The following is a 12306-nucleotide window of genomic DNA, read 5'->3' as shown; positions in this document are numbered from 1 at the left end:
AGACGCATTATTATGTGCCTCTGCTACAGAATCCGGCACAATAATCCTTTCAGGTACTCCCCTTCCGGAAAGGATGCCCTTACGGGGTGATCTTCGGGCTGGCAAAACTGGTTAATAAATTGCACCTCTTTACCTGCATCCAGCGCGGCCCAGGCTAATACCTGTTTAAAAGTGTTAATATCCATTGCTCCCGAACAGGAGAACGTGGCCAATAAACCTCCGCTTTCCAGCAGCAGCATACCCAGCCGGTTCAGATCCTTGTAAGCACGCATGGCCTTATCCAGTGCAGAACGCGAGGGTGCGTACTTTGGAGGGTCGAGCACGACGATATCAAACTTTTCTCCCTCCTCGCGCAAGGCCCTTAATTGTTTATTGACATCAGATTGGACGGCTGTGTGTTTGGATATATCGAGCTTATTTAATTCAATATTATTCTTCAAAGTTTCGATAGCCAAAGCCGAGCTGTCCACACTGGTTACCGATGAAGCACCATTCTTCAAGGCATTCAGCGTAAAGCCGCCGGTATAGCAAAAGCAGTCGAGCACACGTTTCCCTTTAGCATGCGCCGTTACAATGCGGCGGTTATCGCGCTGGTCGCAGTAAAAGCCAGATTTTTGCCCTTCGGCGATATTAATGCCATAGCGGATACCGTTCTCAATCACTTCAACTATTTCGGGCGGATGTTTGCCTGCAAGTACCTGGTTAGTAGTTTCCAATCCTTCGTGCGCCCGCGATGCAGCATCACTCTTATCAAAAATGCCTGTTGGTTTTAGCAGCTTTTGCAGTTCATCTATAATAACGGGCATCATTCTTTCGATGCCCGAGGTAAGCACCTGCACGGCTAAATAATCCGCATATTTATCTACGATCAATCCGGGCAGGTAGTCAGCTTCGCTGAATATCAAACGGCAGGTGTTGTTATCAGCGTTTAAAATTTCGCTGCGGCTTGTCACTGCTGTCGCTACCCTTTTGCGGTACCATTCCTCATCAATTTCCACACTTTCGTTCCATTCCAACAAGCGCAGGGCAACCCGGGACTGGGCATTATAAAAGCCGTAAGCCATAAATACGCCCTTGTCATTCAGCAAGCGCACAATATCGCCGTTGGCCGGTTTGCCCTCCACCCGCTCTATCGCTCCGGAAAATAACCAGGGATGCCGCTGCAATACAGCTTTTTCCTTGCCTTTTTTTAATATTACATCAAACATGGGGCAAAGGTACGTTTTGAAGTCCGGAAGTCGGAAAGTCCGTATAAGTCCGAAAGAAAAAGCGATCATACGGTCTTGCCGACTTATGCAGACTTTCGGACTTCCCGACTAAATTCCTGTTAATCATTTAAATCCCGCAATCGTGTCCTTGTTTCTTTGCACATAAGTACCTAAGTTTGCGCCTCAATAAAAATTTTATGGCTAAAGCATCTGATGTAAAAAATGGGAATATCCTCCGCTTTAACGGCGAATTGGTGCAGGTTGAGGAGTTTATACACCGTACCCCCGGTAACTTGCGTGCATTTTACCAGGCGCGTATGCGCAATGTAAAAACCGGTAAACTGGTTGAATACCGTTTCCGTACCGACGAGGAAGTAGATATAGCACGTGTGGAAACCAGCGATTACCAATACCTGTACGAGGACGGTAACGACCTGGTGATAATGGATAATACCACGTACGAACAGCACAACGTGCCAAAAGCATTATTTGGTCCTGCAGTAAAATTTCTGAAAGAAGGTATGAATGTAATTGTTGCATTTGAAAGTGAAGAACCCATAATGGGCCAGGTACCAAATTCAGCCGAATTAGTAATTAGCTATACAGAGCCTGCCGTGGCTGGTAACACCTCATCAGGTGCACTAAAAAATGCTACTGTTGAAACCGGTGCCGAAATCAAAGTTCCATTATTTATCAATATAGGTGATAAAGTTAAAGTTGATACTACAACAGGATCTTATGTTGAACGTGTGAAAGGTTAAATAAGCGATAGAGTCTATAATAATGAAGGCCCCTTTTGGGGCCTTCATTATTATAGACTCACAATCAATCGATCGGCTTAAATATCCTGTGCCAGCGAATCTTATTAAAGAAACTCTTGGTTGAATCGGTGCTAAAGAACGTCATCACGGCCTTGCCTACAATGTGGTCCTCGGGGACATAGCCCCAAAACCTCGAATCCCACGAATCGTGGCGGTTATCACCCATCATCCAGTAATAATTCATCTTGAAAGTGTAGGTGTCGGCCTTTTTGCCATTGATATAATAATCTTTGCCGTTAACATCTATCTTATTGTTCTCATAAACCTCTATCGCTCTTCGGTAGAGCGTCATGGTCGAATCGTTTACGGAAATGGTCCAGCCTCTCTTTGGAATAATGAGTGGCCCGTAATTATCCTCGTTCCATTTGAGGTTTAGATCGCGTGGAAATACCAATGACGATGAATCAATCTCTCCTGCTTTTTTTATTATGGTTACGATGCTTTTTATATTGGAATAACTTTTGAGCGTGGCAATATTTTCCCTTGGAATGACCAATTCATAAACATTGGTATCGCGTTGCATTCGTTTCTCTATATTAAGATCCGTAAGTATTTTTGGATTTATCGGGGTAGCATCTGTAGTTGTAACCAGGTAAGACGTTTGTTGGTGCGGAGCATTTGGTGCGGCTTTGCCGTTGATATAAACTTGTGTATTCACAATGGTCAACGTGTCGCCCGGTGTAGCCTGGCAGCGTTTGATCAGTGATGTGCGCTCGTCAACAGGGGTACTATGCTCCAGGTCGGCCTCTTCGGGAGTATTAAAAACCACGATATCGCCTTTTTTAATTTCGCCCAGGCCCGGCAGGCGCCAGTAAGGCAGCTGCAGAAAGCTCAGGTAGGTTTTGATGCCGAATACTTTAGGTTCGGTAAAAGGGATGGCAAGCGGCGTGTTGGCTATACGCGGGCCGTAACTGATCTTACTTACAAAAAGATAATCGCCAACCAGTTGCGTTCCCTCCATCGATCCGGATGGTATAGCGTAAGCTGAAAACAGCAAGCCACGTATAATTGTTGCTGCAATAACAGCGAATACAATAGCATCCACCCATTCGCGCGTTTTTGATTTCTTTTTTCGTTCGGCTTTGGGCTTTCTTTTAAAAATGTTCCAGTTCATAAGCAATAGCTTGGCTTGTACTTAGATGCAGGGATGAGCCTATTGTTACAAAATAATCTGCACCTTCCAAATCTTCTAAGCTAACTGGCGGAGAGACTTTTTAAGCACCTCTCTACCGGAGAGGACGCCGGGTTAGGCTTAAATATCCAACTCCAGCATCACCGGGCAATGGTCCGAATGCCTTGCTTCAGGTAAAATAGCGGCACGTTTGATATGCGCTTCAAGCGCGTGCGTTACCATAATGTAATCAATGCGCCAACCCAGGTTCTTGGCGCGCGAATTAGCGCGGAAGCTCCACCAGGTATAGTTGTGCGGCTCTTTATTTACATGCCGGAAAGTATCGATAAAACCGGAATTGATGAAATTCTCCATCCAGTCCCGTTCGGCAGGTAAAAAACCGGAAGAGCTGGCGTTCGATTTGGGATTATGAATATCGATAGGACGGTGGCAAATGTTGTAATCGCCGCATACCACGAGGTTAGGGCAGGCCCATTTCAGTTGATTAATATATTCGCCAAATTCATCCAAAAACTTGTATTTGAAATCCTGCCTTTCGTCGCCGCTTGAACCGGAGGGAAAGTAAACGCTCATCACCGATACATCTTCAAAATCAACCCGGATATTACGCCCTTCCCTGTCATAGTGCGCGATGCCGCAACCATACTCTACATGCTTTGGCGTTTGTTTGGTAAATATCGCCGTCCCGCTGTAACCCTTCTTTTCGGCCGGGTACCAGTAATGCTGGTAACCCAGCTGCTCCACCAGGAAAAGATCGGTCAGCACCTCGGGCGTCGCTTTTATCTCCTGCAGGCAAACCACATCAGCATCGACAGCCTGTAGCCAGGTCAGCCAGTTTTTGCTGATAGCTGATCGGATACCGTTGACGTTATAAGTAACTATTTTCATTTTCTTTATTCCGCGTTTCCGATTTCTATTTATTCAGCCCCAACAATTTATCCAGTTGCCTGCACTCCCTCTTTTTCAGCAGTTCCACCGTCATAGGTACATCCTCTACCGGACGATCACGTTCGTCTTTTTTAACGGCAGCTATACGGTCGACCATATCGATGCCTGAAACCACTTCGCCGTAAACCGTATAATTCTGATCCAGTTGCGGTGTGCCGCCCACGCTTTCGTACCATTTACGCTGCCATTCGGGGAACTTATGACCATTCATGCGGGGTGCCTTTTCCAGTGTGTCCAATTTACCTGCGGTATAGCGCTTGCCTTCAACTATATAAAACTGGCAGGCGCTTGATGCTTTTTTAGGGTTGTCGTCACGCGCCGCAGCCAATACCCCGCGTTTATGAAAAATACTGTCGCGAAATTCAGCAGGAACGGTGTAGCCCAGGTCGCCATTTCCCAGTTCGGCGCCGGGTGCCGCTTTCTTTGGGTCTCTTGAATCCGGGTCGCCGCCCTGTATCATAAAATTTTGTATCACCCGGTGAAAAAGTGTCCCGTTGTAAAGACCCTGTTTCACCAGTTTGATAAAATTATCGCGGTGCTGCGGCGTCTCGTTATACAGGCGGATAATACATTCGCCATAGCTGGTTTTGATGCGCACATATTGGTTTTTAGGCTTGGCCGCAACAGCGGATACCGTAGCCAGGGCCAGTATCAAGGTAACTAATTTCTTCATGCCTTTTTGTTGTAAAATTGAAAATGTTTTAAGGTTTTAAAAAGCCGTTGTTAGTTTCAAATTCCTGATATGCGGAAGGATCATAGCAAATATAACGTTAGCCTATCTCCTCAAAATAATCAACTATCAGCGATTTCATGATCAGTTCCTGTTCAAGAATGGTGTAATTTGGGATCTTATCCGCCAGTTTCCAATGGGGCCAGCCGTCCTGGTCAAGTCCCTCCAGTTCGTAAAAACCCATCTGGCTGAACAACTTGCAGGTGGCGATATGCATCAGCTCTTCCTTTTGCCGTTTGCTGAATTTGCGCGGCCCCTGCCCCAACTCCTGCACGCCAATCAGGAACAGCATTACTTTTACATCGGGGAGGTCGGTATCAAAATCTGCTGCTATCTTTTGCTGCAACGCGGCCCATTTATTATTTATCTCAGCAGGTTTCATCCGGCAAATATAAGCGGGATAGGGCGGTTTACGAATTTCGGAAACAATGTTTACCACGACATTGTTACTAAGCAATGACAGTTTGAACGCGGATTTGAGTATTTTTGCGCAAAGCGTTTCAAAACCAATGCTGCATATAGCTGACAGTGAAAAAAGATAAGCGCCATATTATTTACAGCTGGATCGTTATGATTTGCTTTATAGCAGGTCAATGGGCTGTATACGCGCACTATCACCGCAGCTACAGAACAACAGCGGCTATATCGCACCATACTACAGTAAGCGAAAATTGCCAGTTGTGCGATGCCATGCATCATAACAGCATGACGATAGATACCCAGCCGTATTTCGCGCATTTAACAATTACAAAACACTACTTTACACCGGTACATTACAATTTTGTAAGTATCTCTCTTATTCTTGCTGCAGGCCGCGCCCCTCCTGTTTCATAATAATTCTTGTCCAATTAACGCCTGCCTTTACTTGGCAGCAATTCTGATCAAAAGAAATTATTATTATTATGAAACTGAAGCTTTTTTATTGCTTTTTAACACTACTTATAAGCCTGTCGGCTTTTGCAAAAACCACCCGGAAAGATACCACCGCTGAAAATGATGGTAACGGCACATTGTCGGGTACTGTGACCGATAAAACCAGCGGCGCCACTATCCCGGGGGCAACGGTATCTATCCCCGACCTGAGGACCGGCTCGGTTACCGACTCAAATGGAAAATATACAATAACCCAATTACCAAAGGGTATTTACCTGGTGCAGGTAAGTTATATAGGGTATGGCACTTTTAACCAAAAGGTCGATCTTTCGAAAACTTCGGTGCTGAACGTACAATTGCAAACATCGTCCATCGAAACAGCCGAAGTGGTGATAACCGGGGTGAGCAAAGCCACGGAAATACGGCGCGACCCGGTACCTATGGCGGCGGTAAGCAAAAGCTATATCGACCAGCATTCGGCAACAACTAACGTGATAGACGAGATCGCGAATATCCCCGGCGTAAGCGCCGTAACTACCGGCCCTAACGTCTCGAAGCCTTTTATACACGGCCTAGGTTATAACAGGGTGGTGACCCTGCAGGATGGCATACGGCAGGAAGGGCAGCAATGGGGCGACGAGCACGGCATTGAGGTCGACCAAAACTCTATCGACCGGATCGAGGTCGTTAAAGGCCCGGCAAGTTTAAGCTACGGATCGGACGCTATCGGTGGCGTAGTTAACCTGCTTACCGCCCCGCCCGTTGCTCAGGGAAAGATTTTAGGGTCGTTCACAGGCAATTACGGTACCAATAACGGGCTTTTGAACGGTTCGTTCAGGTTACAGGGTAACCAGGATGGTTTGGTATGGGGAACTGTACTATCGGCCAAAGAAGCTAAAGATTATCAGAACGAACACGATGGCCGTGTTTACGGAACGGGTTACCGCGAGAAAGATGCAAGAATTATGGTGGGCCTGAATAAAAATTGGGGCTATTCCTACCTGAATGCGTCAATCTTTGACGACCAGCAGGAAATACCTGATGGCAGCCGCGATTCGGCAACGCGAAAGTTTACAAGACAGATTACCGATGAGGACGATTTCAGGCCAATCGTGCCTGGATCGGTATTGAACTCATACAGCATCACGCCGCTTCATCAGCATGTACAACTTTACCGTATTTACAGCAACAGTAATATCACCTTGGGCAGCGGAAACCTGATCGTAAATTTGGGCTACGAATACAGCCACAGGCGCGAATACACTCATCCAACCAACCCCGATATTGCCGGGCTGAACCTGCACCTGAGCGATTACACGTATGACGTAAAGTATAATTTTAACCTCGGAAACGATTTTGAAACTACTTTCGGGGTGAACGGCCAGTACCAGAACAACACCATTGGCGATGCGACCGATTTCCCGATACCGGCCTATCACCAGTTTGATATAGGGCCGTTTTTCATCATGAAAAAGACCTTTGGTAAACTCGACCTGGAAGGCGGCGCGCGTTTTGACAGCCGCTCAATAACCACCAAAGATGCATTCATCGATACCGCCGTGGCTTTTTACCCGACACTGTACACCAATGCAAGTACGGCTACCCCGCCTACAGTTGTTCAGCAATTTGCAGGGTTCAGCAAGACATTTTCGGGTGCCACGGGCAGCTTTGGGGCGACTTATAATTTCTCTCCTGCTTTCCTGATCAAGGCCAACATAGCACGCGGCTTCCGCGCGCCAAGCATAGCGGAGCTTTCGGCTAACGGCCCCGACCCGGGTTCGCAGATATATCACGTCGGCGATGCCAATTTTAAACCGGAGTTTAATGTGCAGACGGATATCGGCGCGTTCCTTAATCTGCCTAATGTTTCGGCAAGTGTCGAGTTTTTCAATAACAACATTCAAAATTATATCTACCAGCAGCAGGAATTGAATCCCGACGGCTCCCCGGTGCGCAACCCGGCTTACCCGCAGTACACCGTATTCACCTATACCCAAAGCAAAGCGCGGATAAATGGCGGCGAGGTTAATGTTGACCTGCACCCGGTGCCCTGGCTGCATTTCGAAAACTCGTTAAGCCTTACTTATGGTACTAACCTGGGCAATGGCGGCCCGGTTGCCGACAGTTTGAAATACCTGCCTTTTATACCGCCGCTGCATACACATTCTGAACTTCGCGGAACATTTATTAAAGGCTTTTCGAGCCTGCGAAATGTTTATGCATTCTTTGGGTTTGATCATTATAACGCGCAGGACCGTTTTTTTGCGGCTTATGGCACCGAAACCTATACGGCGGGCTATAACCTGATCAGCGCGGGAATTGGCGGTAACATAGTGAATGCCAAAGGTGACCCGATCATGAAGATATTTATTGAAGGCACCAACCTGGGCAATGTGAATTACCAGTCGAACATGAGCCGGCTGAAATATTTTGACAACGCCACCGTACCGGCGGGTATACAGCCGGGTATCTTTAACATGGGGCGGAATATCAGCTTTAAGATCGTGGTACCGTTCGACCTTTCGCCGAAAGAAAAGGCGAGCAGTTAATAACTCAAAATTGTCATTGCGGGCAATAGCGTGGCAATCTCGTCGGTATGCATCGGCGACGAGATTGCTTCGTCGTTCCTCCTCGCAATGACAGTTTTGATTGATTATTTCAATTTCCCTAAAATCTGTTCAACGCTTAATTTATCCTGCGTGCCACTATTCATATCCTTAAAAGTCAGCAGGCCGCTCAGCATTTCGTCGCTGCCGATCATAATGGTGTAAGGAATTTGTTTGGCGTTGGCGTAATCCAGTTGCTTTTTGATCTTGGTTCCGGCAGGATATAATTCTGAATTGATGTTGCTGTCGCGGAGCAGCTTTAATATGGACAGCGCATATTGTTCGCCGGCGGCGTCGAAGCAACAGATCAATACTTTAGTGCTTTGATTGGCAGCCTCTGGGAACAATTTCAGTTCTTCCATTACATCATAAATACGGTCGGCGCCAAAGGATATACCCACGCCTGTAAGCCCCGGCAGCCCGAACATTCCTGTGAGGTCGTCGTACCGGCCGCCGCCGCCGATGCTGCCCATTTGCACTTCGTTTGTTTTTACTTCGAAGATAGCGCCGGTGTAATAGTTTAACCCGCGCGCCAGGGTGATGTCTAATTCTAAATGGGCAGTTGACAATGGGCAGTTGGCAATATAACTGAAAACGGTTTCAATCTCGTCGCAACCTTTTAACCCGGTAACCGAATCCTTCAAGGCTTCGCGAAGGCTCGTAAGCTTCTGATCATTCGATCCGTCGAGTAAAATTACAGGTTTTATTTTTTCAATATCGGTTTCTGAAAAACCGCGATCCAAAAGCTCTTTTATCACTCCATCTAACCCAATCTTATCGATTTTATCTATAGCAACGGTCAAGTCAATTATATTATCACCTTTGTCTATAATCTCCGCTACGCCTGATAGAATTTTTCTATTATTAATTTTAATCGTGAAATCTTTCAGCCCTAACTTACTTAAAGCTTCGTCATAGATCATCACAAATTCCGCTTCGTTCAATAATGATCCCGAGCCTACAACATCGGCATCGCACTGGTAAAACTCGCGGTAGCGGCCCTTTTGCGGCCTGTCGGCGCGCCATACCGGCTGTACCTGGAAACGCTTGAACGGAAAGGTAATTTCATTCTGGTGCATTACCACGTACCGGGCGAATGGAACGGTGAGGTCGTAGCGGAGAGCCTTTTCTGCAATCAGCGGGAGTAGCTTTTTGCTGTCCGCTGTCATGTTCGATTCACTAATACCACCGTCACCTAAAAAATCGCCGTTATTTAGAATTTTAAATATCAGCTTATCACCCTCGTCACCATATTTACCGGTGAGCGTCGAAAGCTTCTCCATCGAAGGCGTTTCGATTTGCTGGTAACCATATTTGCGGAAAACACTTTTAATAGTATCGAAAATATAATTGCGTTTGGCCATTTCGGCCGGGGAAAAATCGCGGGTGCCTTTGGGTACGGATGGTTTGATGGATGCCATAGCGTGCAAAGGTAACACGATTTTAAGATTTTTGTGATGAACAGGATAAAATCACTATCGGTGTAAAATCATACATTTGAGCTATGCCACTTTTTATTCAAACCCCACGTTTTGTTATCCGTGATTTTAAGCCCGAAGAGCAGGACCTGTTCATTGCTATTTTTGATGACGAACGGGTTATTACGCATCTTCCAAAGCGCAGCCGGAAAGAGCTGACGGACCTGTTTCAATGGGCTTTGAAAGATTATGCTTCGGGCAGCCCGCTCGGTCGCTGGGGTATATTCAATAATGGCGACGGGGATTTTATCGGGTTTTGCCTGCTGCGCATTTATGATACTGATCCCGGAAAAATAGAACTTGGTTATGCGCTGCATCAGAAATACTGGGGCAAAGGCATAGCCAGTGATATGGCGCAGATTATGGTGGCGCAGGGCTTTATGCACACCTCTGCATCGGAGCTGGTGGCGGTAACTACGGTAGGTAATATCGGTTCACAAAAAGTATTGCTAAAAGCCGGGATGACGCGGATGGATAATTTTGTGAGGGACGGAGAGGAACTGGCGTTTTTCAGGATGGAGAGGCAATAAAAACAACTTGTCATTTCGACGAGTAACGAGGAGAAATCTTGAGCAACATGTATTGCCTTCCATGTCAGTCGTATAAGATTTCTCACTGCGTTCGAAATGACAAACACTTTAGGAATCGGGGCTTAATTGCTTGACAATTTCCTTACACCCAAGCTCTATCAACACAAACACCGGCTCAAACTGGCTGTCATCGTAATAAGGGTCGGGTACTTCGCGGTCGCCTAAAAGCAGCTTTACTTTTGCGGCGGCTTCCTCATCAGGTGCCATGGCCAGCACATCGGAAAAGTTGTATTTATCCATTACAAATATGTGGTCAAAATCCCTGAAATCCTTCCGCCTGAATTGCCGGCAAACCTGCCTGCTGATATCGATGCCATGATTGCGTGCCGCACGAACTGAGCGCCTGTCGGGCCCTTCACCCACATGCCAACTGCCGGTCCCGGCCGAATCTACCTGCCAATCCAACCCTTGCCCATCAGCCAAATGCTGCATAATACCCTCCGCCAGCGGCGAACGGCAGATATTACCAAGGCAGACCATGAGGAGTTTCATTGCTTTTGTTGGAAGGTTGGAATGCTGTAAAGTTGAAAAGTTATTTTGTTTATCGATGTGCCAACCTTACAACATTTCAGCTTTACAACCCGGGTTAACCAAATATATCATTCAACACGCCTGCCAGGCGAACGCCGGCTTTAAGCAATTGCCGGTTAAGTGTATCGATATGGCTGAAATTGTATTTGTAACCATTCAGCGCGTCGCCGGTTTTGGTTTCGGAGTACAGCTTTTCAGCTATTTGGTTTGATTCAAATAACCACTCGCTGATAGGTGCTTTTTGCCATTCCGCACGTTCGGCGGCGGTAGTGTGATTGATGGCTGTAGTATATTCGGTATAGCTTAGCTGCTGAAAATCGATCAGCTGCGAATCCCATACCGAGTGCAGGTTGGTGTTGTTGTTGAACCAGGTTACCTTGATATCATTGCCGCCTTTATCTTCCGTATGGCCGGTATGTAGGGGTTGGTGAACATCCTCGACAATATGGATGAGCATGCGCAGGTAGAGCAATTTTTTGTCCTTTTCCAGGTCCTTCTTTTTTAGTTCGCTTATTAAAAACTCCAGTTTTGTATACGCGTCGACGGCATTGTCCTGTTTAAGATAAGCCTGTAATTCGGGGTAAGTGTAGGATTTGTCAAGGTCGATAAAATGCCAGTTGTACAAATAATTATAAGCAGGGTCGGATTTGATAAAATCGGCCCAGTTGCTGGCCATAGCTATGCTTTCATTCCCTAATATTGCTTCAATAGCCTTGCGTGCCTTCGGCGAAAGGTAACTATCCGCAATTTGCCCTGCTATGCGGTGCCCCTGGGTGCCCCAGGCCATACTTTGCAATGGCAGGTAAATGATCGCCAGGATAAAAGCCAGTTTTTTCAGAAATCTTGTTTTCATATCACAACGGTTTTGGAGTACAGGTAGTGCGTTTTATTAAGCGTGCTTTAATTGGGATAAGGCTTGATGCGCCCGAAAATTCAATGAGCGAATCGCCCTCTTTTTTTACCTTAAATAATTCCTCGTAAATGCCCGAGCGGAAACAGCCGCCTTCAGGCTTCAAACTATGGTCGGCGTTGCAAAACTGCCCACGGACATGCAGGGTGTCATTAATTTGAAAATAGCCGCCTTTAATGTATTCAATCCAATGGCCCGAACGTTCGCAGGTATCAGGGCCGCTATTTGTTTTGCTGAAACTTTTGATCTGCATAAAAAATGAGTCGCAGCTGAATTTGATATTATATAACGAGTATTCGACCAGTTTCTTTTGCGCAGGAACCGAGTCCTGTTGCCATTCACCCTGTAAATAAGTTTCGCCTTTACCCTGCAGATCGGCATTGGGAGAGCAGCTAAAGCCTAAAGCGGCCATTAAGGCGAAAGATAAAAGGTAAAAGGCAAAAGGTTTTTGCATTATGCTTTAAAATTAAAAGCCTCTC

The 12306-nt window shown here is 46.4% G+C and carries 13 protein-coding genes; 4 read left to right on the top strand and 9 right to left on the bottom strand.

Going from position 1 to position 12306, the window contains the following annotated elements:
• Nucleotides 1–23: 23 nt before the first annotated feature.
• Complete coding sequence (locus VL525_RS16140; protein WP_325388071.1) at nt 24–1208, bottom strand: class I SAM-dependent rRNA methyltransferase; 1185 nt, start codon at nt 1206–1208, stop codon at nt 24–26.
• Between the two features lie 197 nt (nt 1209–1405).
• On the opposite strand from VL525_RS16140, the gene efp reads away from it, so the two are divergent.
• Nucleotides 1406–1969 carry an elongation factor P gene (efp, locus tag VL525_RS16135; RefSeq protein ID WP_325388070.1) on the top strand — a complete coding sequence of 188 codons (564 nt, stop codon included), beginning with the start codon at nt 1406–1408 and terminating at the stop codon, nt 1967–1969.
• A 64-nt stretch (nt 1970–2033) separates the two neighbouring features.
• Here efp and lepB read toward each other — a convergent pair whose 3' ends face one another.
• The 4 genes from lepB to VL525_RS16115 all read right to left on the bottom strand — a co-directional run bounded on the left by lepB (nt 2034) and on the right by VL525_RS16115 (nt 5221).
• On the bottom strand, nt 2034–3143 hold the full coding sequence (lepB, locus tag VL525_RS16130; protein WP_325388069.1) for a signal peptidase I: 1110 nt from the start codon (nt 3141–3143) through the stop codon (nt 2034–2036).
• 138 nt (nt 3144–3281) lie between these two features.
• Nucleotides 3282–4049, bottom strand: coding sequence for an exodeoxyribonuclease III (locus VL525_RS16125; RefSeq protein WP_325388068.1), 768 nt, complete (start codon nt 4047–4049; stop codon nt 3282–3284).
• A gap of 25 nt (nt 4050–4074) precedes the next feature.
• Nucleotides 4075–4782, bottom strand: coding sequence for a peptidylprolyl isomerase (locus tag VL525_RS16120; RefSeq protein WP_325388067.1), 708 nt, complete (start codon nt 4780–4782; stop codon nt 4075–4077).
• Between the two features lie 97 nt (nt 4783–4879).
• Complete coding sequence (locus tag VL525_RS16115; protein ID WP_325388066.1) at nt 4880–5221, bottom strand: hypothetical protein; 342 nt, start codon at nt 5219–5221, stop codon at nt 4880–4882.
• A gap of 146 nt (nt 5222–5367) precedes the next feature.
• Here VL525_RS16115 and VL525_RS16110 point away from each other — a divergent pair, with 146 nt between their 5' ends.
• Complete coding sequence (locus tag VL525_RS16110; RefSeq protein ID WP_325388065.1) at nt 5368–5673, top strand: hypothetical protein; 306 nt, start codon at nt 5368–5370, stop codon at nt 5671–5673.
• A 68-nt stretch (nt 5674–5741) separates the two neighbouring features.
• Nucleotides 5742–8261 carry a TonB-dependent receptor gene (locus VL525_RS16105; protein WP_325388064.1) on the top strand — a complete coding sequence of 840 codons (2520 nt, stop codon included), beginning with the start codon at nt 5742–5744 and terminating at the stop codon, nt 8259–8261.
• Between the two features lie 104 nt (nt 8262–8365).
• Here VL525_RS16105 and hisS read toward each other — a convergent pair whose 3' ends face one another.
• Complete coding sequence (gene hisS, locus VL525_RS16100; RefSeq protein ID WP_325388063.1) at nt 8366–9739, bottom strand: histidine--tRNA ligase; 1374 nt, start codon at nt 9737–9739, stop codon at nt 8366–8368.
• An 83-nt stretch (nt 9740–9822) separates the two neighbouring features.
• Here hisS and VL525_RS16095 point away from each other — a divergent pair, with 83 nt between their 5' ends.
• Entirely contained in the window at nt 9823–10326 is a 504-nt protein-coding gene (locus VL525_RS16095) for a GNAT family N-acetyltransferase (RefSeq protein ID WP_325388062.1), read from the top strand.
• 108 nt (nt 10327–10434) lie between these two features.
• On the opposite strand, the gene VL525_RS16090 is transcribed toward VL525_RS16095, so the two are convergent.
• From VL525_RS16090 to VL525_RS16080, 3 genes are all read right to left on the bottom strand, one after another.
• Nucleotides 10435–10878 carry a low molecular weight protein-tyrosine-phosphatase gene (locus VL525_RS16090; RefSeq protein ID WP_325388061.1) on the bottom strand — a complete coding sequence of 148 codons (444 nt, stop codon included), beginning with the start codon at nt 10876–10878 and terminating at the stop codon, nt 10435–10437.
• Between the two features lie 94 nt (nt 10879–10972).
• Entirely contained in the window at nt 10973–11770 is a 798-nt protein-coding gene (locus tag VL525_RS16085) for a S1/P1 nuclease (protein ID WP_325388060.1), read from the bottom strand.
• Nucleotide 11771: 1 nt separating this feature from the next.
• Nucleotides 11772–12281, bottom strand: a complete 510-nt coding sequence (locus VL525_RS16080) for a hypothetical protein (protein ID WP_325388059.1) — start codon at nt 12279–12281, stop codon at nt 11772–11774.
• Nucleotides 12282–12306: the final 25 nt, after the last annotated feature.

Source organism: Mucilaginibacter sp. (assembly GCF_035492695.1).
Taxonomy (GTDB): domain Bacteria; phylum Bacteroidota; class Bacteroidia; order Sphingobacteriales; family Sphingobacteriaceae; genus Mucilaginibacter.
Note: the sequence above shows the minus strand (reverse complement) of the source record. Positions and strands in the feature narration are given on the sequence as shown.